Below are 26,479 nucleotides of genomic sequence, written 5' to 3' on the forward strand. Positions count from 1 at the left end.
CGATGACGCCATCGGCGCCGTCATGGTCATGGCCGCACACGCAGTAGATCGGCGGGTCAAGAAACAGAATGCATAGTGCATTGCATTAGAATGCGCGCATGTCATACGAGCTAATCCATCACGGCGGCCACGACGGCGTCACCGGCTCCTGCCACCAACTGCGCATCGACGCCGCCAACAGCCTGTTGATCGACTGCGGCCTGTTCCAGGGCGCCGAAACCTCTCAGGACGGCCGCAGCGGTGAAGACGCACTTGCCGTGCGCTTTCCGGTCGGCGACATCCGCGCGCTGGTCCTCACTCATGTGCATATCGACCACGTCGGCCGGTTGCCCTGGCTGCTCGCCGCGGGTTACTCGGGGCCGATCTACTGCAGTGAGGCCTCCGCCCGGTTGTTGCCCACGGTGCTGGCCGATGCCTTCGCGCTCGGCATCAGCCGCGACACCCGCCATGTCGAGCGCTACCTGCAGCTGGTTGAAGCGCGCCTGCGCCCGTTGCCATGGAGGCAATGGGCCGATATTCCCACGCAGCGCGGCGCGCGATGCCGCATCCGCCTGCAGCGCGCCGGGCATATCCTCGGGTCGGCCTATGTCGAATGCGACGTCGCCGCGGCGGGTGCCGCAGCCGAGCGCATCGTCTTCTCCGGCGACCTCGGCGCGCCCTGGACACCGCTGTTGCCTCCTCCGCGCCCGCCCTGGCGCGCAGACCGGGTCGTGCTGGAAAGCACTTATGGCGATCGCCTGCATGAATCGCGGCACACCCGCCGCCAGCGCCTGCAGGCCGCGGTCGAGCATGCCATCGCCAACGGCGGCACGGTCATCGTGCCCGCCTTCAGCATCGGCCGCACCCAGGAACTGCTCTACGAGTTCGAAGACATTCTGCATCGCCAGTCCCGCAGCGGCGGGAGGCAGGCGGAGCGCTGGGCGCGCCTGCCCATCTACCTGGACTCCCCGCTCGCCAGCCGTTTCACCGCGCTCTACCGCGAACTGCAGCCCCACTGGGACGCCGAGGCCCGTGCCCGCGTCCGCCAGGGCCGCCGCCCGCTCGACTTCGCCCAACTCGTCGCCATCGACGGCCACGACGCCCATTTGGCCAACGTCCGCCGCCTCGCGCGTAGCGGCGAGCCTGCGGTGGTCATTGCCGCCAGCGGCATGTGCGCCGGCGGGCGGGTGGTGAACTACCTCAAGGCCATGCTCCACGACCCGCGCCACGACGTGCTCTTCGTCGGCTACCAGGCCGCCGGCACCCCCGGCGCCGCCATCCAGCGCAATGGCCCGCGCGGCGGCTATGTGGACCTGGACGGCGAACGCATCGACATCCGCGCCGCCATCCACACTCTGGCCGGCTACTCCGCCCACGCCGACCAGCACAGCCTGGTGCGCTTCGTCACCGGCATGCGCCACTGGCCCCGCGAAGTGCGGCTGGTGCATGGCGAAGCCGGCGCGCGGGCTGCGCTGGCGCGCGCCATCGAACACGCGAGCAGCGGGCAGATCGTCTGTAGCTGAGCCAGAAGCGGTCGAGTCCACACAACCCCGCCGCAATCGTCCAGCCCCCTGTAGGAGCGGCCTTGGCCGCGATTCATATGGTGGTAAGGGGCAGGCCGTGTCCCTGGGCACGGCAGCAATCGCGGCCAAGGCCGCTCCTACAGGCCTTGTACCTTGCGCCGTCGGCATCCCGCCGCGTCGCGCCTCATCACCCGCGCGTACTACAATGCCCCCATGCGACTCACACCGATCCAGGCCGCCGCCATCCGCCGGGTAGTCCGCCAGACTGCGGGCGACGCAGCACGCGTGATCCTGTTCGGCTCGCGCCTCGATGACGCGGCGCGGGGGGGAGATGTCGACCTCATGGTCGAACTGCCCGAGCCGATCGACAATCCTGCCGTCCTTTCCGCCAGGCTTTCCGCGCGCATCTCCCGTGCGCTGGACGGGAGGCAGGTGGATGTCTTGCTCGCCGCCCCCAATCTGCGCCGTTACCCGATACACGACGTCGCTCAGCGCCGGGGCCTGCCGCTATGACGCTTGATCCCGCACTGGCCATCCGCCTTGCCTTTCTCTGCCGCGTGGTGGGGAAAGAGTGCAGCCACCTGCTAGCGACCGATGCTCGGCTGTTCGCCCAACCATTCACGCTGGACCGTGCCGAAGCCCTCGCGCACGACCAGGATCTCGCCGAGCGGGTCGAAGCCTTCGTGGGGCGCTTCGCCCGCTTGCAGGACACGATCGGAGACAAGTTGCTGCCGCTGTTGCTGCAGTCGCTAGGTGAGCGGACTGGTGCCGCCATCGACAATCTTGATCGTGCCGAGCGTCTCGGCCTGATTGCTTCCGCCGAAGACTGGATGGTGTTGCGCCGACTACGTAACCAGATGGTGCACGAGTATGTCGAAGACCCCGCCGTACTCGTCGGTGCGCTGCAGGCCGGTCATTGCGGCGTTTCCCTGCTGGCCGGCGCCGCGCAAGCCATGATCGCCGAGGCAGGTCGGCGCGGGTGGATGGACCGCGAAACGCGAACCCCGTAGCTGGAGGTAACGCCAGGGTATCTGGGGCAATCAACCGCGACCGGAAAACGAGGTCCGTCCTCAATGCCATTCAAGCCGGAGCGCAGGCTGCGCTCGCGCGCGGCATCGAACACGCGAGCAGCGGGCGGATCGTCTGCCGCTGAGCCAGAAGCGGTCGAACCCACACAACCCCGCCTCAATTGGCCAACTCCCCTGTAGGAGCGGCCTTGGCCGCGATTCCGATGGTGGTACGAGGCACGGCAGCAATCCCGGTCAAGGCCGCTCCCACAGGCGCTGCATGAAATTGGGGCAGCTCCCCATCGCCCCCGGATATCCAGAACCCGGAGCCCGCGCATGCAGGCCCCAAGACCAGCCGGAACGCGCCTCACATTGGAGTCCACCGAAGGAGCCACCCCTCGGGGCCGGCGGTAGCGATCCGCGGACAGCCGACTATCATCGTGTCAGTCATGTCCGAAACTGCGGACCGGCAAGGTCAACATTTGACAATGTTGACCGTGATCTTGTCATTATTTGCTCTGATCGTGTCACCGATGCTGGCCTGCATGCCGGGAATCAGCGGGTTACGGAGCTGGCACGAGTCGTGCGTACACTGTCCGTGAGCGGAGCAAGCATCTGTTTCGCGGATACTACCAAGAGGAGCATTCTCATGAAGAAGCTGCAAAAGGGTTTTACCCTGATCGAACTGATGATCGTCGTGGCGATCATCGGCATCCTGGCGGCGATCGCCATTCCGCAGTTCAACGAGTATCGCGCCAAGGCGAATGACTCTGCGGCGAAGGCGGACACCAAGAACATGATCACGGTCATGTCTGCTGCAATGATTTGACCGCGTCACACTTGATATTGAGGAGCTCTCTCATGAAACAAATCAATCTCGCTCTTGCGTGTTGTGCAGCGTTCGGCATCTCGGGTTCTGCGATGGCACAAACGACGTTCTCTGGGAACGCTAACGTGACCTCCGCTGAATGCGTGCTGTTGGCTGAGGCTGTCGTTCTTGGTGCTTCGTCTGGTGTGACCGGCGCGTATCTCTGCGAAGAAGCCACCAATCTTGTTCAGGTTGGCGCGTGTCACGCTGGCGGCAGTCGCCAAGGCGGTGTGGCCTGCGTTGATACTGACCCTCTTACCGCGGGTAATCAGGTTCCCGTGGGGTCGGGATGCACCGATGACGATGTTGCCGCCGGCAGGAATGCTCCCAACCCGTCGTACAAGGCCTTCTTTACCAGCAGTGAAGGCGGCGTGATTCAGGAGCAGCCGCTGACGGGGCGTTGTGAAGCGAGTACCCTGTCCGCCCTCCCGGCTTGGGGTGGCTGATCCACGAGCAGATTTTGTGGCTTTTTGACTGCTGAGGCCGAAGCCGCCGTGGCGTTTCGTCGCGGCGGCTTTTTTAGTGGCAGCGATGCGCAGGCCGTCTTGATCTTTGCTGGCTACGACGCCATTATCGTTGCCTCGTTCTCTCATTTTCGTTCGTTAGGATGTCTATCGCCCCGGATCTTGCAGTTGCGCTGCGTTTGATTGCCAGAGCGCGTTTCCCGTCGATGTCCTTGTGGCTGGTGGTCGTTGTGTTGGGTGCTGCATGGATGGCGGCGCAATTCAGTGGGCGTCAGCCGTCCACTGTTGCCCTTGATGTGGGGCTTTCGGTTATCCGCTTCGGATTGCCGATAATCGGCATTCTGTTGCTTCAAGAACTAGTTTCACGTGAATTTGATCGCCGCCTCTTTCTGACATCTCTGACTTATCCTCGCCCGCGTTACCGTTTTCTGCTCGGTCGGTTGTTGGCTGTGGGCTGCATGCTCACCATCTTGCTAGGTGTTCTCGGGGTCTCACTGGCCGGGCTTGTTGGTTTGCTCGCTCGGGGCTATGAACAGGCGACGCCGGTGGCGCTTGGATGGCATTACTGGCTTACAGTCGGCTTCATACTGGTGGACTTGGTCGTGATCATCGCAATGGCCGTGCTTCTTGCCGTTGTGGCGGTTACTCCGAGCTTCGTGTTGATCGGCACCTTGGGATTCATGCTGGTTGCCCGTTCGTTCTCGACCATTGTTCAGATGCTCCAGCGCCAGACATGGCTTGTTCAGGATGCCGAGACGTATAGTTCTTCGCTCGGTTTGTTGGGGTATCTATTGCCCGACCTCGCTGCACTGGATGTGCGCATGATTGCGCTCTATGGGCAGATGAACCTTCTCCCTGAGCAGTGGCCCTGGCATCTGGCAGGTGCTTTGGCATATGGCGCTGCCCTCATCGGTTTGGCGGTCTGGGCGCTGACACGCAGGCGCATGGCATGACCATAGCCCGGGGAAGGGGTGGTCTAGTGGCCGCCATGGTTGGCTTCCTAGCGTTTGCCTTGCTCACTGTAGCTCGCGGGCCGTCAGCAAGTGCTCCACAATCCAAAGTTGCTGACCGCGTGGTCGTTGCTGCGCCTGTGCAGATACTGCTGTACGGGGGGGATCGTTTCCTCGCTGCTAACTTTGAAACGATTCGCGCAATGGCGACGCTCGACGATGATCCGGCAACGGTGGCGGCGAGTGCCTCCTTCCAGGTGCGTGTGCACCGTGTCGTGGCCGAACTAAATCCCTGCCAGGAGGACAACTACTACGTGGCGAATGCGATGCTCCCTTGGGGGGGGGCGCCATCGGAGGGGCTTGAGGTTCTGCGTGGGGCGATGGCTTGCCGGCAATGGGATGAGTTCCCTCCATTCTTCTACGGTTTCAATCAGTGGTTCTTTAACCGCGATGCAAAGGAAGCCCGTCGTGCGCTCGAGATGGCAGCTGGGCGTGCGAGGAGTCCTCAGAATGCAGCCACGATGAGACGGGTCGGCATCATGATTGAAGCTGGCGAGTATGCGGACGATCGCGCTGCACTGGCCTTTCTGGAACGAGAGCGCGAGCAGGCGGTAGACGACAAACTCATTGAAATGCTGGACAAGCGGGTCATGCGCTTGCAGGGCCTGATCGTGTTGCGTGAGGCGCAGGCGCAGTACGAGGCGACTACCGGCAGGCCGCTCATCAATCCACAGGCCTTGCTGGACAGTGGGGTGCTGGCCGTATTGCCGCAGGATCCCTTGCGCTTGGGCTATGAGTTTGTCGACGGGCGGTTTCGCCTGCGGGAAATGAAGATTCCCGGTGCAGAGCGGCGGCAATGAATTGCTGTCCATGCTCCCGCGTCGGCGATCCAACATCAGCTTCAATGGGCGAAAAATGAGTCAGGCGCTCGAATTCAGTTCTGTCAGCAAGATTTTCCGCACCCGCGGAAAAACCGTCCAGGCCTTGCGCGACGTCAGCTTCACCGTCTCCGAAGGCGAAGTGTTCGGCTTCGTCGGCCCCAACGGCGCGGGCAAGTCCACCACCATCAAGGTGATGCTGGACGTCATCGACGACTACGAGGGCGAGGTACGCCTGTACGGCGTCTCCGCCCGTGACGCCGCCTCGCGCAAGGGCGTGGCCTACGTGCCGGAATCCCCTGCGCTCTACGAGCAGTTCACCCCGCTCGAGATCCTGCGCATGGCGCTGGACATGTACGGCATCCGCCGCGACGACCGCGACGCCTGGTGCATGCGCTGGCTGGAGCGCTTCTCGGTGGCGGAGTACGCCAAGCGTGCGATCCGCCAGCTCTCCAAGGGCAACGTGCAGCGCGTGGCGCTGGCGCATGCGCTGGTGGTGCAGCCGCGCCTGCTGGTGCTGGACGAGCCGCTCTCCGGCCTGGACCCGGTGGGGCGCAAGGACGTGGTGGAGATCCTCGCCGACTACAAGGCGCAGGGCGGGGCGATCTTCCTGACCTCGCATGTGCTGCACGACGTCGAGCGCATCGCCGACCGCTTCGGCTTCATCCATCGCGGTCAACTGCTCACCACCCGCGCGCCGCACGAGCTGGTGGCCGAGCGCGCCGACCGCTATCTGGTGCGCTACCAGGGCGGGGCCACGCTGGCCGCCGGGGCCCAGACGGTGCGCGAGGGCGAGTTCGAGCTGGAACTGGCGCAGGCCGAGCTGCCGGCCTTCATCGAGCGCCTGCAGCAGGACGGCGGGCGCATCGTCACCGTGAAGCCGGCGATGACGCTGGAGGCGGTGTTCTTCCAGGTGCTGGAAGGCGCGCTGGGGCCGGGGGCGATGAGCGGCGACACGTCACAGGCGGCCGCATCTGCCGGCTAGCGGAGAACTTTCGGTGCGCTTAGCACTCTCATTGGCCGAGTGCTAAAATCGCTTCCGAAGGAGGTTCCTGCACATGACTCAAGCCCTGTCGCTTCCGGTTCTGGCCGCTGGCAGCATCGATCAGTACATCCAGTCGGTGAACCGTGTGCCGATGCTCACCGAGCGCGAAGAGGTGGATCTGGCCACCCGTTTCCGCGAGGAAGGTGATCTGGATGCTGCGCGCAAGCTGGTGATGAGCCACCTGCGCCTGGTCGTGGCGATTGCGCGTGGTTACCTGGGCTACGGCCTGCCGCATGCCGACCTGATCCAGGAAGGCAACATCGGCCTGATGAAGGCGGTCAAGCGCTTCGACCCCTCGCGCGGCGTGCGCCTGGTGTCTTTCGCGATCCACTGGATCAAGGCCGAGATCCACGAATACATCCTGAAGAACTGGCGCCTGGTGAAGATTGCCACCACCAAGGCGCAGCGCAAGCTGTTCTTCAACCTGCGCAGCCTCAAGCAGGACACCGGCACGTTGTCGGCCGACGAGGTCGAGGCGGTGGCCGCGCAGCTGAAGGTGAAACCGGAAGAGGTGGTGGAGATGGAAACCCGCCTCACCGGCCGCGATCTGCCATTGGAAGGCGGCAGCGACGACGACGAGGAGCGCTTCGCCCCGATCGCCTACCTGCCCGACCCGCACGCCGAGCCGTCGGAAGTGCTGGAGCAGGCACAGATGGCCCGCCTGCAGGATGAAGGTCTGAAGAGCGCGCTGGCCAGCCTGGACGAGCGCAGCCGCGCGATCGTGCAGCGGCGTTGGCTGAACGAAGACGATTCCGCCACGTTGCACGAACTGGCCGCGGAGTACGGCGTTTCGGCCGAGCGCATCCGCCAGATCGAAGTCAAGGCGATGCAGAAGATGCGCGGGATGCTGGCCGCCGCGGTTTAAGGCGCGGCGAACGCCGCATGTAGGAGCGGCCTTGGCCGCGATGCGGCGTCATTTACACCCCGAACCGTCGCAATCGCGGCCAAGGCCGCTCCTACGCGATCCTGCATGGCCCGCAGCCGAGTAATGGCTGCCCGGCCCGCTACTTCCCTGCCAGCAGCATGCGGATGTCCGCCGCCATGTTCTCCGCGCTCTCGCCGTGCTTTACGTACAGCCGCACCCGGCCCTGCGGGTCGAAGATGTAGGTGCCGGCGGAGTGGTCGATGGTGTAGTTCATGCCGCTGGTGTCGCCGCTCTTGCGGTAGTAGATGCGGAATTCCTTGGCGACCTCGGCGGTTTGCGCCAGCGTGCCGTAGAGGCCGAGGAAGCGCGGGTCGAAGGCGGGAACGTATTCGGCGAGCAGGGCCTGGGTGTCGCGCTCCGGGTCGACGGTGACGAACAGCGCCTGTACCCGCTCGGCGTCCGGGCCGAGCAGGCGCATGACTTCGTTCATGGTCATCAGGCTGGTCGGGCACACGTCCGGGCACTGGGTGAAGCCAAAGAACAACGTGACGACCTTGCCGCGAAAATCCTGCAGCGTACGCGGCTGACCGTTGTGGTCGGTCAGCGCGAGGCTCTTGCCGTAGGGCGCGCCGGTGATGTCGGTGTTGCGGAAGCTCGGTGGCGGTTCGCCGCAGGCGGTGAGCAGGACGGCCGCGAACAGGGCGGCGATAAAGACGAACGGTTGACGGCAAGCGGGCATGTGGGGGCAAGGCGGGGCCGGGCGGCCCCGACGTTCAGAACGGCAGGTAGTGGTCGGCGAGCAGCGCGGCGAACAGGGCCGCCAGATACACGATGGAATAGCGGAAGGTGCGCCGCGCGAGCGGGTCACTGTAATCCACGTACAGCCGCCAGGCAAACCCGATGAAGCGCGCGCCCAGCAGCACCGCAGCGGCCAGATAGACCCAGCCGCTCATGCGGGTGGCGAAGGGCAGCAGGCTGACGCCGAACAGGATCAGCGTGTACAGCAGCACCGACAGGCGGGTGAACTCGGAGCCGTGGGTGACCGGCAGCATCGGCAGCCCGGCACGCGCGTAGTCCGCGGTGCGGTAGAGCGCCAGCGCCCAGAAATGCGGTGGCGTCCAGGCAAAGATGATCAGGAAGAGCAGCAGCGCGTCGGCGCTGACCTCGCCGGTGACCGCGGCCCAGCCCAGCACCGGCGGCATTGCACCGGACGCGCCGCCGATGACGATGTTCTGCGGTGTGCGCGGCTTTAGCAGCATGGTGTAGACCACCGCGTAGCCGACGAAGGTGGCCAGGGTCAGCCACATGGTGAGCGGGTTCACCAGCAGGTAGAGGATGGCCAGCCCGCTGCCGCCGAGCGCGGCCGAGAACACCGCGACCTCCGTGGAGTCGAGCTCGCCGCGCGGCAGCGGGCGGCCGCGGGTGCGGGCCATGTGGGCGTCGATGCGCTGCTCGATCAGGCAGTTCATCGCTGCTGCAGCGCCGGCGACGGCGGCGATGCCGATGGTGGCCGCCAGCACGGTGGCCGGTGAGGGCAGGCCCTCCGGTAGGGCGAGGAACATGCCGATCACCGCGCAGAACACGATCAGCGTGTTCACCCGCGGCTTGGTGAGCAGGTAGTAGGCGTGCAGCCGGCGGGCGGAGAGGTGGTGGCCGAGGGCGAGGGTTCTCATGGCGTCAGGCCTCCTGCGGGTTAGAGGATAGAGCTGCCAAGGCGGCGGTTTGCTCCTCCCCCTTCAAGGGGGAGGTTGGGAGGGGGATGGGGTGATCCGTGTGTTGGTTGGAACCCATCCCCACCCCAACCCTCCCCTTGAAGGGGAGGGAGCGGGTGCATGCGAGAGTGAAGTTCACCCACACCATCACCCCCACCAGCAGCGCGGCGCCGGCGTTGTGGGCCACGGCGAGCGGCAGCGGCAGGCTGAGGAGCACGTTGGCGATGCCCAGTCCCACTTGCACCGCGAGCGCGGCGAGCAGCGCGATGCCGGCGTCGCGGCTGCCCGGCCGGCGCATGAGTGCGGCGCCCAGCACGAGCAGGAAACCGCCGGCCACCAGCGCGCCAAGCCGGTGCGTCCAGTGGATGGCGGTGAGTGCGGCCAGCGACAGCAGCTCACCGTCGGCGGTCATGCCGAGTTCGCGGACCACGTGGAAGGCGTTGGCGTAGTCGGCCTCCGGCCAGTAGCTGCCGTGGCAGGCGGGGAAGTCGGTGCACGCGAGCGCCGCGTAATTGGTGCTGGTCCAGCCGCCGAGGGCGATCTGCCCGACCAGCAGCACGAAACCGGCTGCGGCGGCGAGGCGCAGCGGAGCGGAAGCGCCGGCGGCGAGGTTCGCTTGGCGCCGCGGCGCGGCGTACGCGCGCAGTGCCAGCCAGCTCAGCAGTGCCAGCGTGGTGAGTCCGCCCAGCAGATGGGCGGTGACGATGGCGGGCTTGAGCAGCAGGGTGACGGTCCACTTGCCGAGCAGGCCCTGGAAGATCACCACGCCGACCAGTACCATGGCCACGCCGGGCGCGCTGCCGGGCTCGGCGCGCCGCCGCCAGGCGAGCACCGCGATGGCGATGATCACCAGGCCCAGGGTGGCGGCGAGGTAGCGGTGCACCATCTCCTTCCAGGCCTTGGGCAGGCTGACCGGGCCGTGCGGGTCGGCGGCGTGGGCGGCGCGGATGTCGTCGGCGGCGTGCGCCGGGCTGAGCTGCCCGTAGCAGCCGGGCCAGTCCGGGCAGCCCAGGCCGGCGTCGGCCAGGCGCACATAGGCGCCGAACACCACCACCACGGCGGTGAGCAGCAGGGCGAGCAGTACGAGACGGCGGTAGAGCCCCATCCTTACCTCCCCAGGGCGGAATACTTCAGCAGGCGCTGCAGGTCCTTGACCATGCGCTTGGGGTCGGCCGCGGGCGGGAAGCGCATCATCGCGTTGCCCAGCGGATCGACCAGGTAGATGTGCGCGCCGGTCGCCGCGCCGGGCAGGGCGGCGAGCCAGGCGGGGTCGGCGGCGATGCGGGCGATGCGCAGGCCGTCGGCATCCTCGCCTGGGATGGCGGCGGCCGGGGCATGGTCGGTGAGCAGCCACACGCGGGCGACGCGCTCCATCTCCTTGCCCTGTGCGAGACGGACCTGGCGCAGGGTGTGCAGGGCGGCGAGACAGGGTTCTCCGCAGGCGGCAGGACCCGCGTGCACCAGGGTCCAGCGGCCCTCGAACTCCGCTGCGGTGAGCGGCGGCTGGTCGGCCGCAGCCTGCAGTCCGGCCGTTGGCAAGGGCGTGGGGGTGATCAGCTCGCCGTAGTTCGTCCGCCCGTCCGGCTGCCAGACGTAGAAGGCCAGGTAGGAGGCGACCACCGGCAGCACGCAGACCAGGGCCAGCAGCAGCAGGGTGCGCCGGGCGCGGGCGCGCTCCGCGGGCGGGAGTGTGCGCGGCGGTGCGGAGCGGGGATCATTCAGCACGGTGCTGGACATCTTGTGTCCTCCGGAAAATGCGCCACAGGTACAGGGCGGTCAGGGCGGCGGCGAGTACGGCCATGGCGAACCACTGCAACGCGTAGCCGCGGTGGCGGTCGATGCCGGCGTCCGGGCGCGGCCAGTCGCGTACCAGCCCGTCGCTGGCAGCGCCGGTCTGCTGCAGGTAGAAGCCCGCCAGTGGCAGGCCGGTGGCGGCGCGCCAGGCGTCGAGGTCGATGGCCTGCCAGCGGGCGCCGTCCATGGCACTGTTCGCGCCGTCGTTCGCCAGGGTGAAGGATTCACCGGGCACGCGGGCCTGGCCGGTGAGCCCGGCGGGGCCGTCTGGCGTGGTCACGGCCGGCAACCGGGTGCGGTCGGCGCCGGCGGCGATCCAGCCGCGCGCCACCATGACCCAGCGGCCGCTGTCCTGGTCATGGAAGGGGGCGAACACGTGGTAGCCGGCGCGCCCCTGGTGGATGCGGTTGTCCAGGTAGAACAGATGCCGGGGGTGCCATTCGCCACGCAGCGCGAGCGGCGTCCATTCCGGCGGATCGTCCTGGCCGAGTGCTGCGGGCGCCTGCGCGCTGCGCTGCTCGATGGCCTGCTGCAGCGCGCTCTTCTCGGCCGCGCGGCGCAACTGCCAGTTGCCCAGCTGGACGGTGAGCAGCACCGTGGCAAGTCCGGCCAGCAGGGGCAGCGCGAGGACGCTAAACTTCCGGAAACGCCCCGGGAGAGTGTCCATGCGTGTGGTCGTCGTGCTGTTTCTGGTGCTCATCGTCGGCAGCCTGTTGTCGGCCCTCGGCTTCCTGCTGCGCGACAAGGGTGGCCAGCGCACCGCGCGCGCGCTGGCGCTGCGGGTGGGGCTGTCGATTACCTTGTTCACACTGCTCATGCTCGGTTATGCCTCAGGGCTGATTACCGGCAAGCTGTAGCCGGCGAGTGGTCCTGCTGTAGGAGCGGCCTTGGCCGCGATCCCTGCGGTGGCATGTGGTACGGCCGCAATCGCGGGCAAGCCCGCTCCTACAGCTTGTAGCCGGGGTGCCGGGACGCCGCGCGATCCGGCCGTAGGAGCGGCCTTGGCCGCGATTCCCGCGGTGGCATGTGCCACGGCCGCGATCGCGGGCAAGCCCGCTCCTACAGCTTGTGCCCGGGGTGCGGGGGCATTGTGTGATCCGTCTGTAGGAGCGGCCTTGGCCGCGATCCCCGCAGTGGCATGTGCCACGGCCGCAGTCGCGGGCAGGCCCGTTCCTGCGGCCGAAATGGCCGATCGCCACGCAGCGGGAAGGGGCGCTCCGCTTTTCATCCGGCTTATAGCCAATACACCACGATGAAGAGCATCAGCCACACCACGTCCACGAAGTGCCAGTACCAGGCGGTGGCCTCGAAGGCGAAGTGGTGCTCGGCGGTGAAGTGTCCGGCCAGGGCGCGGCCCAGCATCACGGTGAGCATGATCGCGCCTATGGTCACGTGCAGCCCGTGGAAGCCTGTGAGCAGGTAGAAGGTGGAGCCGTAGATGCCGGAATCCAGCCGCAGGTTCAGGTCACCGTAGGCGTGCAGGTACTCGTAGATCTGGAAGCCGAGGAAGATGGCGCCCAGCAGGATGGTGAGCAGCAGGCCGAGCTTGAACTGGCCGCGCTTGTCCTTGAGCAGGCCGTAGTGCGCCCAGGTGATGGTGGCGCCTGAGGTGAGCAGGATCAGCGTGTTCAGCGCCGGGATGCCCCAGGCGCCCATGGGCGTGAAGCTGTCGGCGGCGTTGGGCCCGGCGGTGGGCCAGGCCGAGGTGAAGCCTTGCCACAGCAGTGCTTCGTTGTCCCCGCTGCTCAGAGCCGGCACCGACAGCACGCGGGCGTAGAACAGCGCGCCGAAGAAGGCGGCGAAGAACATCACTTCGGAGAAGATGAACCAGCCCATCGACCAGCGGAACGAGGTGTCCACCCGCTTGCCGTAGCGGCCGGATTCGGACTCGTGCACCACCTGGCCGAACCAGCCGAAAAGCATATAGATCAGCACCGCCAGGCCGAGCGCGAGCACCCAGGGGCCGGCGCCGACGTCGTTGAGCCACATCACCGCACCGCCGCCGAACAGCAGCAGGGCGATGGAGCCGAAGATGGGGTACTTCGAGGGCTCGGGAACGAAGTACTTTTCCAGTGTCTCGGTCATTTGCGTGCCTCCTCTGTCGGCCGGCGCGGCCCTTGTCCGCACCGGTCCGGGCTTGCGCTGCGCTTCATCCGGGCTGCAGGCCCGGTGGAACAGGCTGGGGCGGACGAGCCGCTCCTAGCCCGCACCGCCCTGCCTGCCCTCCCTTGCCTCCCCCCTCTTGCTCTTTGTGTTCGCTATCGCGGCCTTGGCCGCGATGCGGCCGCCTTCCTCCAACCGCTACGGCACGATCCAGTTCACCACCGCCACCAGCGCCAGCACGAAGACCAATCCGCCCAGCAGGCCCGCGGCGATTACCGCCTTGGGGTTCAGCGATTCGGCGTCGCGGTGGTAGTCGTGCCGCCGGCGGATGCCGGCGAAGGACCACAGCACTGCCTTCATGGTGGCGAAGAAACCCGCCTGCCGGGGTGGCTCCGGCGTCTTGTTCATGTACTGCCCGGCGGTCCGCCGCCGTCTCCCGAAATGCGGCGCCCGGCGATCTCGAAGAAGGTGTACGACAGGGTGATCACGGTCACGTCCGCCGGCAGCGCCGGGTCGATGACGAAGACCACCGGCATGACGCGCTGTTCGCCGGCCGCGAGCGTCTGCTGGGTGAAGCAGAAGCAGTCCATCTTGCGGAAGTACTGGCCGGCGAGCTGCGGGCCGTAGCTCGGCACCGCCTGGCCGGCCACCGGGTAGTCGCGCGTGTTGGTGACCTCGTAGTCCACATGCACCATCTCGCCCGGGTGCACGCGTATCGAATGCTGGCGTGGGCTGAACTGCCAGGGCAGGTCATGGACGTTGGAGTCGAACTGCACCGTGACCCAGCGGGAGCTGTCGACCTGGGTGTTCTCCGCGACCTGGTCGGGCTTGAGCAGGTTGTTGATGCCGGTGACCTCGCAGATCTTCTCGTAGAAGGGCACCAGCATGAAGCCGAAGCCGAACATCGCCACCGCCGAAATCACCAGGCGGACCAGCAGCCGGCGGTTCTCGGTGGCGGGCGCGCTCATTGGTTCAGCACTCCGGTCTTGACGATCACCACGACGAAGAAGAACAGCGCCAGCGCGGCCAGCAGCAGGCCGGTGCGGCGGTTGGCCTGGCGTCTGTTGGTCGGGGTGGCCGGGTGGTTCATGGTGATCACGGGTTCTCAGCGGAAGACCGGAGCGGTCTCGAAGGTGTGGTGCGGCGCGGGCGAGGGTACGGTCCATTCCAGCCCGTCGGCGCCGTCCCAGGGCTTGGCGGTGGCGCGCTCGCCGATGCCGCGCGCGCAGCGCACCGCCACGGCGATGAAGATCAGCTGCGAGAGACCGAAGCCGAAGGCGCCCACCGAAGCCAGGGCGTTGAAGTCGGCGAACTGCAGCGCGTAGTCGGGAATGCGGCGCGGCATGCCGGCCAGCCCGAGGAAGTGCATCGGGAAGAAGGTGATGTTGAAGAACACGATGGAGCACCAGAAGTGCAGCTTGCCCAGGCCCTCGCTGGGCATGATGCCGGTCCACTTCGGCAGCCAGTAGTAGGCCCCGGCAAACAGCGCGAACAGGCTGCCGGCCACCAGCACGTAGTGGAAGTGGGCCACCACGTAGTAGGTGTCCTGCACCTGGATGTCGATCGGCGCGATGGCGCAGATCAGCCCGGTGAAGCCGCCCATGGTGAACACGAAGATGAAGCCCACCGCCCACAGCATGGGGGTCTCGAAGGTCATCGAGCCGCGCCACATGGTGGCCACCCAGTTGAACACCTTCACTCCGGTGGGCACGGCGATCAGCATGGTGGCGTACATGAAGAACAGCTGCCCGGCCACCGGCATGCCGGTGGTGAACATGTGGTGCGCCCACACCACGAAGGACAGGATGGCGATCGAGGCGGTGGCGTACACCATGGAGGCGTAGCCGAACAGCGGCTTGCGCGCGAAGGCCGGGATGATCTGGCTGACGATGCCGAAGGCCGGGAGGATCATGATGTACACCTCCGGGTGGCCGAAGAACCAGAAGATGTGCTGGTACATCACCGGGTCGCCGCCGCCGGCGGCGTTGAAGAAGCTGGTGCCGAAGTGGCGGTCGGTGAGGATCATGGTCACCGCGCCGGCCAGCACCGGCATCACCGCGATCAGCAGGTAGGCGGTGATCAGCCAGGTCCAGCAAAACAGCGGCATCTTCATCATGGTCATGCCGGGCGCGCGCATGTTGAGGATGGTCACCACGATGTTGATCGCCCCCATGATGGAGCTGATGCCCATGATGTGGATGGCGAAGATTGCCATGTCCATGCCCATGCCCATCTGCACCGAGAGCGGCGCGTACAGCGTCCAGCCCGCGGCGGTGGCCCCGCCGGGCACGAAGAAGGAGCCGATCAGCAGGATGGCCGCCGGCGGCAGCAGCCAGAAGCTCCAGTTGTTCATGCGCGCGAAGGCCATGTCGCTGGCGCCTATCATCAGCGGGATCTGCCAGTTCGCGAAGCCGACGAAGGCCGGCATGATGGCGCCGAACACCATCACCAGGCCGTGCATGGTGGTGAGCTGGTTGAACAGCTCCGGCTGTACCACCTGCAGGCCGGGCTGGAACAGCTCGGCCCGGATCGTCAGCGCCATCACGCCCCCGGAGAGGAACATGATGAAGCTGAAGATCAGGTACATCGTGCCGATGTCCTTGTGATTGGTGGTGGTGATCCAGCGCATCAGCCCGCCGGGGGCGGGGTGATGATGGTGGTCGTGCAGCTGGTCCGGGGTGACGGCCGACATGCTGACTCCTCCTGCGTGAGATCGGGGCGGCGGCTGCGGGTAGTGCTCAGCCGCCGCGTGCTGCGGCGATGTCCGTCGGCTGCACGGCTTCGCCGCTGCTGTTGCTCCAGCTGTTGCGGGTGTAGGTGATCGCGGCGGCGATGTCGGCGTCGGAGAGCAGATTGCCGAAGGCCGCCATCGCGGTGCCGGGGCGGCCCTCCAGCACCACGGCGATCTGTGCCGCGGTGTCGCCCTTGACCACCGGCGAGCCGTCCAGTGCGGGGAAGGCCGGGGGCAGGCCCTGGCCGTTGGCCTGATGGCAGGCCGCGCAGTGGGTGGCGTACACCTTGGCGCCGCGCTCCACGAGCTCGGCGAGGGCAAACTCGCGGGTGTCGTCGGCGGCGCCCGCAGCGGACGCCGCCTGGCGTTCGCTCACCCAGGCGCTGTAGGCCTCGGCGGACACCACGTGTACTTCGATCGGCATGAAGCCGTGGTCGCGTCCGCACAGTTCGGCACAGTTGCCGCGGTAGACGCCTTCCTGGTCGGCACGGAACCAGGTGTCGCGGATGAAGCCGGGGATGGCGTCCTGCTTCACGCCGAAGGCCGGCAGCCACCATGAATGGATGACGTCCGCGGCGGTGGTGAGGATGCGCACCTTCTTGCCCACCGGGACCACCATCGGGTTGTCGACTTCCAGCAGATAGGCCTCGCCCTTGGGCGCGGCGCCTTCGATCTGCTCGCGCGGGGTGGACATGTTGGACACGAAGCGGATGCCTTCGCCCTCACCCTGCAGATAGTCGTAGCCCCACTTCCACTGATAGCCGGTGGCCTTGATGGTGATGTCCGGGTCGGAGGTGTCTTTCATCGCGATCACGGTCTTGGTGGCCGGCCAGGCCATACCGAGCAGGATCAGCACCGGCACCACGGTCCAGGCGATCTCCACCGAAGTGTTCTCGTGGAAGTTCGCCGCGACCGCACCGCGCGACTTGCGGTGGCGGAACACTGCCCAGAACATCACGCCGAACACGCCGACGAAGATCACCAGGCAGATGATCAGCATCAGCGTGTGCAGATCGTAGATCTGCCCGGCCACCTCGGTGACCGGTGGCTGGAGGTTGTAGCGGCTCTGGGCGAGCGCACCTCCGGCCAGTGCGTATGGAAGCGCGAGGAAAAGCGTTGAACCTGCAATGCGAGCGGCAAGACCCATGTCCCAACCCCCATCGAATGCAGTTTCGGCAAACGGCAGACGGACGGTGGCCCTCGTCGCGTACCGGGACGAGGCCGCTTCCAGGGTGAGGCTGTCGGGGCTGGAGCGGGTGCCACTGGCGTCCCGGGTGCTTGCCGGAACGATCCTCAAATGCGGGGGGCCGTCGAATTTTTGTTGGTGGCCATCCCGCCTGGTTGCGACGATCATGCCATAGTGGAATTGGCGGTCGCAATATGAAATCTTGAGAAAAGTCAAAGGAGTGCGGTGCACAATGTGATAAAGCGCATGACTTGCAAGGGCTGGCGCCGCATGACTGGGGTTTTCCCTGATGGGGGCGCAGCAATCCGGGTGAGCGCTGCGCGGGTGTTGCGGACGCCGCCATGACGGACATTCAGTTGATTTTGCGCAAAACCATCTCCCGGGGTCCGGGCTATGGTGCGTGCGAACTTTGCATCGGATGATGGGTATGCGTTCGTCTTGTCGTGGGCGGTCCCGCCTGGATGTCGTACATGCCCGGCTGGCGCGCCGGCTGACGGTGACCGCGCTCGCCGGCTTCGTCACCATCGTCCTTGCGGTGGCCGGCGGCGTGGGCGTGGTGATCTGGGCCCTGCAGGCCGGGTGGCATGCGGAGGATGCCAGCGGGCGCACGCTTTACTGGCTGGGCGCGGCGGTGATGACGCTCGGCGTATGCCATCTCCTCGTCCTTGCGCTGGTCCCGGCGCCACAACCCCAGGGCATTCCCTTGCCGCGCGGCGTGGCCGGCGCGTTGCACTACCGCATCGACGAGGTCGCCAGGCGGCTGGGCGTGCCGCCGCTCGACGGCGTGTGGATCACCGACGAGATGAACGCCGCGGTGCTGCAGCGCCCGCGCTTCGGCTGCTTCGGCCGCATCGAATATCACCTGATGATCGGCCTGCCGCTGGCGCACTGCCTGTCGCGGCGACAGTTTCTTGCCGTGCTCGCGCACGAGTTCGGCCATCTGGTGGTGCAGCGGCGGGCGCTGGGCGCCTTCGGCGCGCATCTGCGCGCGTGGTGGCTGCGCCTGGCCGACCAGATCGCCGACTATCATCCGCTGCTCGAGTCCTGGCTGGATCGACGCTTCTATCGCTATACGCTGGGCATGTTGCGCATGACGCGGCTGGAGGAGTTCGCCGCCGACGCAATCGCTGCCCGGGTGGTCGGTCGGCGCCTGCTCGGCGAGGCCCTGATCGAGGTGTCCGCCAAGGACCGCTTCCTGCGCGAGGACTACTGGCCCAAGGTGATGGCGCAGTGCAGTTCGGCGCCAGAGCCCCGCTTCAGGCCGTTCCGCGAAATGGGGCTGGGTGTCAGCGCCGGCTTCAATGCGCACAGCGTACTGAACGCCGGTTTTCGCGGGGGCGAGGAGGAAGCCGCCTCCCTGCATCCCACTCCGGCGGAACGCCTGCGCGCACTGCGCGTGCCGGCGTGCGAGGCGGTGCCGCCCGAGCGCTCGGCGGCCATCCACTATCTGTCCGCCCTGCTGCCGCGGCTGGCATGGGCCTTCGACCGCCATTGGTGGAGCGTCACCGGGCGCAACTGGCGGCGAAGCTACCGCCGGGCCCGCCGCGAAGGCCGGAGCCCGACCGATCGCGCCTGATCGACCGTAGGCGCGGCCTTGGCCGCGATCCCGCCGACCACGAAACGACGCCGCATCGCGGCCAAGGCCGCTCCTACAGGCCCTCCAGTAGCGCTAGCGCGCAGCGGCTCCGCGCTTGGCGCGCGCGTCCTCCAGGAACTCGCACAGTTGCTCGGCACCGTCGAGCAGGCGCGGGGTGTGGCGCTGGATCAGCTGCGGCGGGATGAAGTACAGGTTGCCGGCCGCGCTTGCGGAGAGCTTCGGCCAGTTGCGCCACTGGTCCAGCCAGTCCGGGCGTTCCTCGCCCATGCCGCTCGCCACCACGGCCTCCGGATTGGCCGCCAGCACCGCCTCCACGCCGATGCGCGGGGCGAGCTGGCCGAGGCCGGCGAACACGTTCTCGCCGCCGCATAGGCGGATGGCGTCGGAGATGAGGTGTTCGCCGTTGATGGTCATCAGCGGCTTGTCCCAGATCTGGTAGAACATGCGCACCGGCGGGCGCTCCCGGTAGTGGGCGGCGAGCGCGGCGCGGCGGCTGCGGAAGCGATCGGCGGCATCCCGGGCGGCGGGCTCGGTGCCGGCCAGCCGGCCCATGTCCTCCAAGCTGTCGGCCACGTCATCGAGGCGGCGCGGTTCGTTGAGGAAGACCGGGATGCCGAGGGCGAGCAGCTTGTCGAGGTTGGCGTTGCGGTTGCCGCTGGACCAGGCGACCACCAGATCCGGTTGCAGCGCGACCACCGCTTCGAGGTCGAGCTGCGTGTAGCCGCCGACCTGCGGCAGCGCACGCGCGGCTGGCGGATAATCGCTGTAGGCCACCACGCCCACCACTTTCTCCCCGGCGCCGGCGGCGAACAGCAGTTCGGTCACGTGCGGGGCGAGGCTGACGATGCGTTCGGCCGGGCCGGGAAGCACCAGCTCGCGGCCGGTGTCGTCGGTGATGCGCAGCTCGGCGCTGGCGGGCAGGGCGGCGGCAAGCAGGGCCGCGAGGGCGGCGAGACGGAGCGGGGCGGTGTTCATGAGCAGGTGTCCTTGAGATCGTGCAGGGCCTCGGCAAGACGGCGCCATTGCGCCTCGTCGGCCGGCAGGCCGAAGCGCAGCGAGGCCGGCGTGTCGAAACGGCGTACCAGGATGGCGCGCCGGGCGAGCGCCTCGTGCAACGCGGCCGCCTGCGGATGCGGCAGCCACTGGAAGAGGGCGGTGCCCTGCGGGGTGCCGGGCAGGTGCTGGCGCAGCAGCGTGGCCAGCCGTTCGCCGGCTTCGGCCAACGCCTGCCGGGCGGCCTGCTGCCAGGCGGTATCGGCAAGCGCCGCCCGGGCGGCATGTCGTGCGGGGCCGCTGATCGCCCACGGGCCGAGCTGCTCGGCCAGGCGCTCGCGCAGCGCGGCTTCCGCCAGCACGAAGCCCACCCGCGCACCGGCCAGGCCGAAGAACTTGCCGAGCGAGCGCAGCACCACCAGGTGCGGACGTCCGGCATGGGGGGCGAGCGATCCGGCCGGGTCGGCGTCGATGAAGGCTTCGTCCACCACCAGCCAGCCGCCGCGTGCGGCGAGGCGGGCGTGCCAGTCGAGCAGGCGGGCGAGGCCGAAGCGTTCGCCGGTGGGGTTGTTGGGGTTGGCCAGCACCAGCACGTCGGTGTCGTCGATCGCCGCATCCACGGCGTCCGCGGCGCAGCGTCGCAGGCGCCGGGTACGCCAGGCCTGCGGGTGTTCCGCGTAAGTGGTTTCGAGCAGGGTGACGCGCTCGCCGGGGATGAGCGCGGGCAGGGCCTGGATGGCGGCCTGCGAGCCGGCGACCGGCAGCAGTTCGCGGGTGCCGTAGTAGGCGGCGGCCGCGTCGATCAGGCCGTCGTCGTCCTCCGGCAGGCGCTGCCAGGCTTCCGGCGGCAGCGGCGGCACCGGATAGGCGAGGGGGTTGATGCCGGTGGACAGGTCCATCCAGTCGGCCAGCGCGATGCCGTATTGGCGCGCGGCGGCGCGCAGTCGGCCGCCGTGCTCAAGCATGGGCGGCTCCCAAGGCGAGCAGGCTCAGCACGAGGGCGACGCCGCCGACCGCGCCCAGCCAGGCCAGCATGCCGTGGCGCACCAGGCGGATGGCGCGGCGCAGGCTGGCGGCGTCGGCCGCGGGGCCCTTGCCCAGCGGCGGGCGTTCCTCGACGCGGCCGTGATAGATCGCGCTGCCGCCCAGTTGCACCGCCAGCGCGCCGGCGCCGGCGGCCATCACCGGGCCGGCGTTGGGGCTGTCCCACTGCGCGGCCTGGCTGCGCCAGCAGGCCAGCGCGGTGGCGGTGTTGCCGAGCAGGGCGTAGGTGAGCGCGGTGAGGCGTGCCGGTAGCCAGTTGAGCGCGTCGTCCAGGCGTGCGGCGGCGCGGCCGAAATTCAGGTAGCGCGGCGTGCGGTAGCCCCACATGGCGTCCAGGGTGTTGGCGAGGCGGAACAGCAGCGCGCCCGGCCCGCCCAGCAGGATGAACCAGAACAGCGCGCCGAACACCGCGTCGTTGCCGTTCTCCAGCACCGACTCGGTGCCGGCGCGCGCCACGCCTTCGGCGTCCAGCGCGCTGGTGTCGCGGCTGACGATCCAGCCCACCCGCTCGCGCGCGGCGGCCAGGTCGCCGGCGGCCAGCGGCGCGGCCACCGCCTCGCCGTGCTCGACCAGGCTGCGCCCGCCGAGCGCGAACCACAGCAATGCGATGTCGACGAACCAGTGCGCGGCCGGGTGCAGGTCGCGCAGCCACAGCGCCAGCCCCGCCCACGGCAGCACCGCCAGCATCCAGGCGAGCAGGCCACGCGCCTGCTGCGGCAGGGCGCCGGCGCCTTCGCGCCGCAGGCCGCGCTCGATGGCCTTGGCCAGCCGGCCGAAGCCGACCAGCGGATGCCAGCGGCGCGGCTCGCCCAGCAGGCGGTCGGCCAGCAGGCCGGCGGCGAGCTTGAGGAAAAGGGTGACGGCAAGGAGCGCGGCGGCGTCCATGGGATAATCGGCGCTTTTTCGGACCCCGGATTCTACGCGATGCAGACCACCGCCACCCTGATGGTGCAGGGCACGACCTCGGACGCCGGCAAGAGCACCCTGGTCGCCGGCCTGTGCCGGCTGCTGGCGCGTCGCGGCGTGCGCGTCGCACCCTTCAAGCCGCAGAACATGGCGCTCAACTCCGCGGTGACCGTGGACGGCGGCGAGATCGGCCGTGCGCAGGCCTTGCAGGCGCTGGCCGCGGGGCTGGCGCCGCATACCGACTTCAACCCGGTGCTGCTCAAGCCGGCGAGCGACATCGGCGCGCAGGTGATCATCCATGGCAAGGCGGTGACCAACCTCGATGCGCGCGCCTATCACGACTACAAGCCCACCGCGATGGCCGCGGTGCTGGAATCCTGGCAACGGTTGGTGGCGGGTTACGACTGTGTGCTGGTGGAGGGCGCGGGCAGCCCGGCCGAGATCAACCTGCGCGATCGCGACATCGCCAACATGGGCTTCGCCGAGGCGGTCGACTGCCCGGTGATCCTGGTGGCGGACATCGACCGTGGCGGCGTGTTCGCCCATCTGGTCGGCACCCTGGAGCTGCTCTCGCCCTCCGAGCAGGCGCGGGTCAAGGGCTTCGTGATCAACCGCTTCCGCGGCGACATCGGCCTGCTGCAGTCCGGCCTGGACTGGCTGGAGGCGCGCACCGGGCGGCCGGTGCTCGGCGTGTTGCCCTACCTGCACGGCCTGTTCCTGGATGCCGAGGACGCGCTGGGCGATGCGCGCGCCGACAAGGAGGAAGCCCTGCTGCGGGTGGTTGCGCCGGTCTATCCGCGCATCTCCAACCACACCGACCTGGACGCGCTGCGCCTGCATCCGCAGGTCGATTTCCGCTGGGTGGGGCCGGGGCAGGCGATCCCGCCCGCGGACCTCATCGTGCTGCCGGGCTCCAAGAGCGTGCAGGCGGACCTCGCCTGGCTGCGCGCGCAGGGCTGGGAGGCGGCGATCCGCCGCCACCTGCGCTATGGCGGCAAGGTGATCGGCATCTGCGGCGGCTTCCAGATGCTGGGTGAGCGCCTGGAAGATCCCGCCGGCCTGGAAGGCGCAGCCGGCGACATGGACGGCCTGGGCTGGCTGGAGATGGCCACCGTGCTCGAAGCGGAGAAACAGCTCGTCAACGTGGAAGGCGAGCTCTGCCTGGCAGGCGTGGCCGGCGCACCGGTGCGCGGCTACGAGATCCACATGGGCATCTCGCGCGGTGCGGCGCTGGCGCGCCCCGCGCTGCGCCTGTCCGACGGACGCAGCGACGGCGCGCTGTCGGCCGACGGTCAGGTGCTCGGCAGCTATGTGCACGGCCTGTTCGATCACCCGGATGCGCTCGCCGCGCTGCTGGCGTGGGCCGGCGCGGCCGGCGTGCAGAAGGTCGATCTCGCCGCGCGGCGCGAGGCCGACCTCGACCGTCTGGCCGACAGTCTGGCGGCATCGCTGGATCTCGGGCGGCTGGCCGACTGCCTCGGCGGGGCGGCGGGCGAGGCCCTGCGCAAGCCCATCGACATGGCTGCTTGACCGCCCCTGGGGCCGCCTCTACCATCGCCGCCATGGAAGAAGAACTCACCCAGCTCGAGAACCGCATCGAGCAGATCGTGACCCTGTGCGAAGGGCTCAAGGCCGACAACCGCGAGCTGCGCAGCCGGCTGACGAAACTCGAGGCGGACAACCGCGCCCAGGCCGACAAGCTGCGCCTGGCCACCGACAAGCTCGAAGGCCTGCTGGCCAGACTGCCGCAGGATTGACCCGGGGAAAAGGGCTGGACATGGAAACGCTCGACATCAAGCTGCTGGGCAAGGAGTACCAGGTCTCCTGCAAGCCGGAAGACCGCGACGGGCTGCTTGCGGCGGTGGAATTCCTCGACGACAAGCTCGCCGAACTGGCGCGAAAAACCGGCTCTTCCGGCGAACGTCTGGCCGTGATGACGGCGCTGAACATCGTGCACGAATTCCTTCAGCAGCAACGCGGCGGAGGGTTTGACATGCCTGCTGCCAAGCGTAGAATCGGACTCATGTCGGCACGCTTGGATGGGGTGCTCGCCCAGCAGGAAAAGCTGTTCTGAACAGCCCCGCAGGCGGGATGAGGTGCCGCAGGATCAATCCCCTGCAGTGTTCGTCGAAGTCGTAGATTCCTTGAACCAATAGTCGAGAGACTTGGTTGCTAACCTGAAGGCCGCGGTGTGCATGCCCCGACAGGGGAAGCCTGAAGCGGTGGGAGTGCGACCACCCTGAACCCCAGGTTCAGGATGCCCGGCGGAGACGGCACAGGCGGGGGGCCAAACTGAAGGCGCAACTCGAAAGGGTTGCGCCTTCGCGCGTATACGGCGCCCGCGGGCGGCGGGTGTCCTGCAGCGCACCGGCGCCTTCCGGCGGTGCGCTGCAGGCGTACAGGCGGATGCTGGTCGCCTGCTCCGGCGCGGGCGGCAGGCCGGGCAGGTAATCGGCCAGCGGCCGGCAGCCGCTGGGCAGGCACAGTTCGTAGCCGGCAGTGTAGTTGCTGTGTGCAAGCTCGACCCCGGCCATGTCGCGGCCCACCGGGTAGTGCCAGACGCCGTCGATCAGCCGCGCGCCTTCCGGCGGCTCCATGCCGGCGCCGGAGCCGCGGATGCGGCCTTCGACCAGCCGCAGAACCGATGTGTGTGCATCGTCGATGCGCACCTGCCAGTCTTCTTCCCAGCGGATCTTCTCGATCGAGTGCGTCCAGCGCAGGGTGAAATCCTGGGTGGCGACGAAGGCCGTCAGCACGCCGCTGGCGAGGCACAGCCCGATCATGCGGCTGCGACGGCCCGTCGTTTCTGCCAGACGAGGACGCCGAGCAGCAGCGCGGTGCTGATCAGGCCGATCTCGTCGGTGATCGGCAAGGCAGCCACCAGGCACAGCGCGGACAGGAAAGCCCAGATGCGCAGCGGCCAGCCCACCGGCTGCCACAGGTAGCCGATCGAGGCCACGCCCCACAGTGCGATGGCCACCAGGGCCTTGAACACGATCCACACCACCGCCACGACGCTGGGGGCGCCCTGCAGCATCAGCTCGGGGGCATACACCGCCATGTAGGGCACGACGAAACCGGCCAGCGCCACACGCACCGCCTGCACCCCGATGCGCATGCCGGACACCCCGGCAATCGGCGCCGCGGCGAAGGCGGCCAGGGCCACCGGCGGGGTGAGGTCGGCGAGGATGCCGAAATAGAACACGAACATGTGGCTGACGATCAGCGGCACGCCCAGTTCCAGCAGCGCGGGCGCCGCGAGCGAACTGGTGATGATGTAGTTGGGGATGGTGGGAATGCCCATGCCCAGCAGCAGGCAGACCAGCATGGTGAGCATCAGCGACAGCAGCAGGTTGTCCCGCCCGAGCGAAATGATGGCGTTGGCGAAGGTGGTGGCCGCGCCGGTCAGCGTGAGCACGCCGATGATCACCCCGACCAGGGCGCAGGCTACGCCGACCGGTAGCGCGTGGCGCGCGCCGTCGGCCAGGGCGTTGGCGGCGATGTGCAGCGTGGCGCGTCCGCCCTGGACCAGCAGGCACAGCGCCACCAGTGCGGCGATCAGCAGCATGATCGCGGTGATGCCCCACTTGAAGAAGCCCGAGCACAGGATGCCCAGCGCGATCCAGAAGGCGGCGCGCAAGGCATTGCCCTTGAGGCGCAGGGCCACGGCGGCGCCGAGGATCAGCACCGCGGTGAGCGCCAGGCCGACCATGCCGGAGAACAGCGGGGTGTAGCCTGAGAACAGCAGGCCGACCAGCACCGCCAGCGGCAGCAGCAGGTACCAGTGCTTCTTCACCGCGGCCCAGGGGTCGGGACACTCGTCCTTGGGAATGCCGTGCAGGCCGGCGCGGCCGGCCTCGAGGTGCACCATCCAGAAGGCGGTGACGAAGTACAGCACCGCCGGGATGATCGCGGCCTTGACGATTTCCACGTAGGCCACGCCTATGGTCTCGGCCATGATGAAGGCCACCGCGCCCATCACCGGCGGCATGATCTGCCCGCCCATGCTTGAGGTGGCTTCCACGCCGCCGGCGAACTCGGGCCGGTAGCCGAAGCGCTTCATCAGCGGAATGGTGAACTGCCCGGTGGTGACCACGTTGGCCACCCCGGAGCCGTTGATCGTGCCCATCAGCCCGGAGGTCACCACCGATACCTTGGCCGGGCCGCCGCGGGTATGGCCGACGGTGCCGAGCGCGAAGTCGGTGAACAGCCGGATCATGCCGGCCTGCTCGAGAAAGGCGCCGAACAGGATGAACAGGAAGATGTAGGTGGCACTGACGTAGGTCGGGATCCCGTAGATGCCTTCGGTGCCGAAGGTCAGGTGCTCGATCAGTTGCGAGAAGCCGTAGCCGCGGTGGGCGAAGTCGCCGGGCAGGTACTGGCCGAACATCGCGTAGGCGAAGAAGGCCGCGCAGATCAGTGGCAGGGCGGGGCCCATGATGCGGCGCGCGCCCTCGAAGACGAGCACCAGGGTGATGGTGCCGACGACGATGTCGAGCTGCGTCGGGTCGCCGGCGCGCACGATCAGGTCGGCTTCGAAGATCCAGTGGTAGAAGGCCAGACCGAAGGCAAGCAGGCCCACCGGCCAGGCCAGCGCGGGCACCTGGCGGCGCGGCAGCCAGTTCTGCAGCAGCGCGAAGCTCATCAGCAGCATGAAGCCGACGTGGATCGCCCTCACCACCTGGGACGACAGCGGGTGATAGGCCGCGACGATGATCTGGTAGGTGGAAAAGGCGATGGCGATCAGGAACAGGGCGCGGCCCTGCAGACCCTTGTCCCAGCCGAAGGGGACGACGGGGGCGTCGTGCGAACTGGTCGTCATGGATGACAGCTC

At 67.9% G+C, this 26,479-nt stretch carries 28 protein-coding genes, 1 other RNA gene and 2 pseudogenes; 15 read left to right on the top strand and 16 right to left on the bottom strand.

The window, feature by feature from the left end:
- Positions 1-98: 98 nt before the first annotated feature.
- The 9 genes and pseudogenes from IAI53_RS15060 to rpoH all read left to right on the top strand — a co-directional run bounded on the left by IAI53_RS15060 (position 99) and on the right by rpoH (position 7,579).
- The gene (locus IAI53_RS15060; protein ID WP_187718983.1) at positions 99-1,502 is read left to right on the top strand and encodes an MBL fold metallo-hydrolase; all 1,404 of its coding nucleotides are present in this window, start codon (positions 99-101) and stop codon (positions 1,500-1,502) included.
- Between the two features lie 213 nt (positions 1,503-1,715).
- Complete coding sequence (locus IAI53_RS15065; protein ID WP_187718984.1) at positions 1,716-2,015, top strand: nucleotidyltransferase domain-containing protein; 300 nt, start codon at positions 1,716-1,718, stop codon at positions 2,013-2,015.
- Entirely contained in the window at positions 2,012-2,512 is a 501-nt protein-coding gene (locus tag IAI53_RS15070; protein ID WP_187718985.1) for a hypothetical protein, read from the top strand. Before IAI53_RS15065 ends, IAI53_RS15070 begins: the two co-directional genes overlap by 4 nt.
- Positions 2,513-3,158: 646 nt before the next feature.
- Positions 3,159-3,261 (top strand): annotated as a pseudogene (locus tag IAI53_RS18810) (prepilin-type N-terminal cleavage/methylation domain-containing protein); the annotation flags it as partial.
- A 109-nt stretch (positions 3,262-3,370) separates the two neighbouring features.
- Complete coding sequence (locus IAI53_RS15080) at positions 3,371-3,823, top strand: hypothetical protein (RefSeq protein WP_187718987.1); 453 nt, start codon at positions 3,371-3,373, stop codon at positions 3,821-3,823.
- Between the two features lie 161 nt (positions 3,824-3,984).
- The gene (locus IAI53_RS15085; protein WP_225433323.1) at positions 3,985-4,794 is read left to right on the top strand and encodes an ABC transporter permease; all 810 of its coding nucleotides are present in this window, start codon (positions 3,985-3,987) and stop codon (positions 4,792-4,794) included.
- A gap of 200 nt (positions 4,795-4,994) precedes the next feature.
- A complete protein-coding gene (locus IAI53_RS15090) occupies positions 4,995-5,651 on the top strand; it encodes a hypothetical protein (protein WP_225433324.1) in 657 nt (218 codons plus the stop codon).
- A 55-nt stretch (positions 5,652-5,706) separates the two neighbouring features.
- Positions 5,707-6,654 (top strand): ABC transporter ATP-binding protein, encoded by a 948-nt coding sequence (locus IAI53_RS15095; RefSeq protein WP_187718989.1) that lies wholly within the window; start codon positions 5,707-5,709, stop codon positions 6,652-6,654.
- Positions 6,655-6,727: 73 nt separating this feature from the next.
- Complete coding sequence (gene rpoH, locus IAI53_RS15100; RefSeq protein WP_187718990.1) at positions 6,728-7,579, top strand: RNA polymerase sigma factor RpoH; 852 nt, start codon at positions 6,728-6,730, stop codon at positions 7,577-7,579.
- A gap of 139 nt (positions 7,580-7,718) precedes the next feature.
- Here the strand turns inward: rpoH and IAI53_RS15105 are convergent, their stop codons facing one another.
- Genes IAI53_RS15105 through IAI53_RS15125 form a run of 5 tightly spaced genes read right to left on the bottom strand, consistent with a single transcriptional unit; the run spans position 7,719 to position 11,752 of the window.
- Positions 7,719-8,318: an SCO family protein gene (locus IAI53_RS15105; RefSeq protein ID WP_187718991.1), complete on the bottom strand. Its 600-nt coding sequence runs from the start codon at positions 8,316-8,318 to the stop codon at positions 7,719-7,721.
- Positions 8,319-8,352: 34 nt separating this feature from the next.
- Complete coding sequence (gene cyoE / locus IAI53_RS15110; RefSeq protein WP_187718992.1) at positions 8,353-9,252, bottom strand: heme o synthase; 900 nt, start codon at positions 9,250-9,252, stop codon at positions 8,353-8,355.
- A gap of 4 nt (positions 9,253-9,256) precedes the next feature.
- Entirely contained in the window at positions 9,257-10,396 is a 1,140-nt protein-coding gene (locus IAI53_RS15115; protein ID WP_187718993.1) for a COX15/CtaA family protein, read from the bottom strand.
- Between the two features lie 2 nt (positions 10,397-10,398).
- A complete protein-coding gene (locus IAI53_RS15120) occupies positions 10,399-11,028 on the bottom strand; it encodes an SCO family protein (RefSeq protein WP_225433325.1) in 630 nt (209 codons plus the stop codon).
- On the bottom strand, positions 11,006-11,752 hold the full coding sequence (locus IAI53_RS15125) for an SURF1 family protein (RefSeq protein ID WP_187718994.1): 747 nt from the start codon (positions 11,750-11,752) through the stop codon (positions 11,006-11,008). The genes IAI53_RS15120 and IAI53_RS15125 overlap by 23 nt, the downstream gene beginning before the upstream one ends.
- On the opposite strand from IAI53_RS15125, the gene IAI53_RS15130 reads away from it, so the two are divergent.
- Positions 11,751-11,942, top strand: coding sequence for a twin transmembrane helix small protein (locus IAI53_RS15130; RefSeq protein ID WP_187718995.1), 192 nt, complete (start codon positions 11,751-11,753; stop codon positions 11,940-11,942). The genes IAI53_RS15125 and IAI53_RS15130 overlap by 2 nt on opposite strands.
- 376 nt (positions 11,943-12,318) lie before the next feature.
- On the opposite strand, the gene IAI53_RS15135 is transcribed toward IAI53_RS15130, so the two are convergent.
- The 6 genes from IAI53_RS15135 to coxB all read right to left on the bottom strand — a co-directional run bounded on the left by IAI53_RS15135 (position 12,319) and on the right by coxB (position 17,066).
- Positions 12,319-13,170 carry a cytochrome c oxidase subunit 3 gene (locus IAI53_RS15135; protein WP_187718996.1) on the bottom strand — a complete coding sequence of 284 codons (852 nt, stop codon included), beginning with the start codon at positions 13,168-13,170 and terminating at the stop codon, positions 12,319-12,321.
- Between the two features lie 216 nt (positions 13,171-13,386).
- Entirely contained in the window at positions 13,387-13,596 is a 210-nt protein-coding gene (locus IAI53_RS15140; protein WP_187718997.1) for a DUF2970 domain-containing protein, read from the bottom strand.
- Positions 13,593-14,156, bottom strand: coding sequence for a cytochrome c oxidase assembly protein (locus tag IAI53_RS15145; protein WP_187718998.1), 564 nt, complete (start codon positions 14,154-14,156; stop codon positions 13,593-13,595). The genes IAI53_RS15140 and IAI53_RS15145 overlap by 4 nt, the downstream gene beginning before the upstream one ends.
- Complete coding sequence (locus IAI53_RS18485; RefSeq protein WP_225433380.1) at positions 14,153-14,278, bottom strand: cytochrome oxidase small assembly protein; 126 nt, start codon at positions 14,276-14,278, stop codon at positions 14,153-14,155. Before IAI53_RS18485 ends, IAI53_RS15145 begins: the two co-directional genes overlap by 4 nt.
- Before the next feature lie 15 nt (positions 14,279-14,293).
- On the bottom strand, positions 14,294-15,880 hold the full coding sequence (ctaD, locus tag IAI53_RS15150) for a cytochrome c oxidase subunit I (protein WP_187718999.1): 1,587 nt from the start codon (positions 15,878-15,880) through the stop codon (positions 14,294-14,296).
- A 46-nt stretch (positions 15,881-15,926) separates the two neighbouring features.
- Positions 15,927-17,066 (bottom strand): cytochrome c oxidase subunit II, encoded by a 1,140-nt coding sequence (coxB, locus tag IAI53_RS15155; RefSeq protein WP_187719000.1) that lies wholly within the window; start codon positions 17,064-17,066, stop codon positions 15,927-15,929.
- Between the two features lie 466 nt (positions 17,067-17,532).
- Here coxB and IAI53_RS15160 point away from each other — a divergent pair, with 466 nt between their 5' ends.
- Positions 17,533-18,681 (top strand): M48 family metallopeptidase, encoded by a 1,149-nt coding sequence (locus tag IAI53_RS15160; protein WP_187719001.1) that lies wholly within the window; start codon positions 17,533-17,535, stop codon positions 18,679-18,681.
- 93 nt (positions 18,682-18,774) lie between these two features.
- On the opposite strand, the gene IAI53_RS15165 is transcribed toward IAI53_RS15160, so the two are convergent.
- The 3 genes from IAI53_RS15165 to cbiB are packed head-to-tail and all read right to left on the bottom strand — an operon-like array spanning position 18,775 to position 21,624.
- Positions 18,775-19,677, bottom strand: coding sequence for a cobalamin-binding protein (locus IAI53_RS15165; protein WP_187719002.1), 903 nt, complete (start codon positions 19,675-19,677; stop codon positions 18,775-18,777).
- Positions 19,674-20,660, bottom strand: a complete 987-nt coding sequence (gene cobD, locus IAI53_RS15170; RefSeq protein ID WP_187719003.1) for a threonine-phosphate decarboxylase CobD — start codon at positions 20,658-20,660, stop codon at positions 19,674-19,676. The genes IAI53_RS15165 and cobD overlap by 4 nt, the downstream gene beginning before the upstream one ends.
- Positions 20,653-21,624 (bottom strand): adenosylcobinamide-phosphate synthase CbiB, encoded by a 972-nt coding sequence (gene cbiB / locus IAI53_RS15175; protein WP_187719004.1) that lies wholly within the window; start codon positions 21,622-21,624, stop codon positions 20,653-20,655. Before cbiB ends, cobD begins: the two co-directional genes overlap by 8 nt.
- Positions 21,625-21,663: 39 nt before the next feature.
- Between cbiB and IAI53_RS15180 the strand changes: the two genes are divergently transcribed.
- The 4 genes from IAI53_RS15180 (at position 21,664) to ssrS (ending at position 23,935) form a co-directional block, all read left to right on the top strand.
- Positions 21,664-23,175: a cobyric acid synthase gene (locus IAI53_RS15180; protein WP_225433326.1), complete on the top strand. Its 1,512-nt coding sequence runs from the start codon at positions 21,664-21,666 to the stop codon at positions 23,173-23,175.
- A gap of 32 nt (positions 23,176-23,207) precedes the next feature.
- Positions 23,208-23,402 carry a hypothetical protein gene (locus tag IAI53_RS15185; RefSeq protein WP_187719005.1) on the top strand — a complete coding sequence of 65 codons (195 nt, stop codon included), beginning with the start codon at positions 23,208-23,210 and terminating at the stop codon, positions 23,400-23,402.
- A 20-nt stretch (positions 23,403-23,422) separates the two neighbouring features.
- Positions 23,423-23,719, top strand: a complete 297-nt coding sequence (locus IAI53_RS15190) for a cell division protein ZapA (RefSeq protein ID WP_187719006.1) — start codon at positions 23,423-23,425, stop codon at positions 23,717-23,719.
- Positions 23,720-23,754: 35 nt separating this feature from the next.
- Positions 23,755-23,935, top strand: a non-coding RNA gene (gene ssrS, locus IAI53_RS15195) — 6S RNA.
- 178 nt (positions 23,936-24,113) lie between these two features.
- Here the strand turns inward: ssrS and IAI53_RS15200 are convergent.
- Positions 24,114-24,428 (bottom strand): annotated as a pseudogene (locus IAI53_RS15200) (DUF1850 domain-containing protein); the annotation flags it as partial.
- Positions 24,425-26,467 carry a TRAP transporter permease gene (locus IAI53_RS15205; RefSeq protein WP_187719007.1) on the bottom strand — a complete coding sequence of 681 codons (2,043 nt, stop codon included), beginning with the start codon at positions 26,465-26,467 and terminating at the stop codon, positions 24,425-24,427. The gene IAI53_RS15205 and the pseudogene IAI53_RS15200, both read right to left, overlap by 4 nt.
- Between the last annotated feature and the right edge of the window lie 12 nt (positions 26,468-26,479).

Source organism: Thauera sedimentorum (assembly GCF_014489115.1).
Lineage (GTDB): Bacteria > Pseudomonadota > Gammaproteobacteria > Burkholderiales > Rhodocyclaceae > Pseudothauera > Pseudothauera sedimentorum.

Coding starts and splice junctions, on each gene's coding strand:
- IAI53_RS15060 (WP_187718983.1), top strand. CDS start 99: ATGTCATACGAGCTAATCCATCACGGCGGCCACGACGGCGTCACCGGC.
- IAI53_RS15065 (WP_187718984.1), top strand. CDS start 1,716: ATGCGACTCACACCGATCCAGGCCGCCGCCATCCGCCGGGTAGTCCGC.
- IAI53_RS15070 (WP_187718985.1), top strand. CDS start 2,012: ATGACGCTTGATCCCGCACTGGCCATCCGCCTTGCCTTTCTCTGCCGC.
- IAI53_RS15080 (WP_187718987.1), top strand. CDS start 3,371: ATGAAACAAATCAATCTCGCTCTTGCGTGTTGTGCAGCGTTCGGCATC.
- IAI53_RS15085 (WP_225433323.1), top strand. CDS start 3,985: ATGTCTATCGCCCCGGATCTTGCAGTTGCGCTGCGTTTGATTGCCAGA.
- IAI53_RS15090 (WP_225433324.1), top strand. CDS start 4,995: ATGGCGACGCTCGACGATGATCCGGCAACGGTGGCGGCGAGTGCCTCC.
- IAI53_RS15095 (WP_187718989.1), top strand. CDS start 5,707: ATGAGTCAGGCGCTCGAATTCAGTTCTGTCAGCAAGATTTTCCGCACC.
- rpoH (WP_187718990.1), top strand. CDS start 6,728: ATGACTCAAGCCCTGTCGCTTCCGGTTCTGGCCGCTGGCAGCATCGAT.
- IAI53_RS15105 (WP_187718991.1), bottom strand. CDS start 8,318: ATGCCCGCTTGCCGTCAACCGTTCGTCTTTATCGCCGCCCTGTTCGCG.
- cyoE (WP_187718992.1), bottom strand. CDS start 9,252: ATGAGAACCCTCGCCCTCGGCCACCACCTCTCCGCCCGCCGGCTGCAC.
- IAI53_RS15115 (WP_187718993.1), bottom strand. CDS start 10,396: ATGGGGCTCTACCGCCGTCTCGTACTGCTCGCCCTGCTGCTCACCGCC.
- IAI53_RS15120 (WP_225433325.1), bottom strand. CDS start 11,028: ATGTCCAGCACCGTGCTGAATGATCCCCGCTCCGCACCGCCGCGCACA.
- IAI53_RS15130 (WP_187718995.1), top strand. CDS start 11,751: ATGCGTGTGGTCGTCGTGCTGTTTCTGGTGCTCATCGTCGGCAGCCTG.
- IAI53_RS15125 (WP_187718994.1), bottom strand. CDS start 11,752: ATGGACACTCTCCCGGGGCGTTTCCGGAAGTTTAGCGTCCTCGCGCTG.
- IAI53_RS15135 (WP_187718996.1), bottom strand. CDS start 13,170: ATGACCGAGACACTGGAAAAGTACTTCGTTCCCGAGCCCTCGAAGTAC.
- IAI53_RS15140 (WP_187718997.1), bottom strand. CDS start 13,596: ATGAACAAGACGCCGGAGCCACCCCGGCAGGCGGGTTTCTTCGCCACC.
- IAI53_RS15145 (WP_187718998.1), bottom strand. CDS start 14,156: ATGAGCGCGCCCGCCACCGAGAACCGCCGGCTGCTGGTCCGCCTGGTG.
- IAI53_RS18485 (WP_225433380.1), bottom strand. CDS start 14,278: ATGAACCACCCGGCCACCCCGACCAACAGACGCCAGGCCAACCGCCGC.
- ctaD (WP_187718999.1), bottom strand. CDS start 15,880: ATGTCGGCCGTCACCCCGGACCAGCTGCACGACCACCATCATCACCCC.
- coxB (WP_187719000.1), bottom strand. CDS start 17,066: ATGGGTCTTGCCGCTCGCATTGCAGGTTCAACGCTTTTCCTCGCGCTT.
- IAI53_RS15160 (WP_187719001.1), top strand. CDS start 17,533: ATGCGTTCGTCTTGTCGTGGGCGGTCCCGCCTGGATGTCGTACATGCC.
- IAI53_RS15165 (WP_187719002.1), bottom strand. CDS start 19,677: ATGAACACCGCCCCGCTCCGTCTCGCCGCCCTCGCGGCCCTGCTTGCC.
- cobD (WP_187719003.1), bottom strand. CDS start 20,660: ATGCTTGAGCACGGCGGCCGACTGCGCGCCGCCGCGCGCCAATACGGC.
- cbiB (WP_187719004.1), bottom strand. CDS start 21,624: ATGGACGCCGCCGCGCTCCTTGCCGTCACCCTTTTCCTCAAGCTCGCC.
- IAI53_RS15180 (WP_225433326.1), top strand. CDS start 21,664: ATGCAGACCACCGCCACCCTGATGGTGCAGGGCACGACCTCGGACGCC.
- IAI53_RS15185 (WP_187719005.1), top strand. CDS start 23,208: ATGGAAGAAGAACTCACCCAGCTCGAGAACCGCATCGAGCAGATCGTG.
- IAI53_RS15190 (WP_187719006.1), top strand. CDS start 23,423: ATGGAAACGCTCGACATCAAGCTGCTGGGCAAGGAGTACCAGGTCTCC.
- IAI53_RS15205 (WP_187719007.1), bottom strand. CDS start 26,467: ATGACGACCAGTTCGCACGACGCCCCCGTCGTCCCCTTCGGCTGGGAC.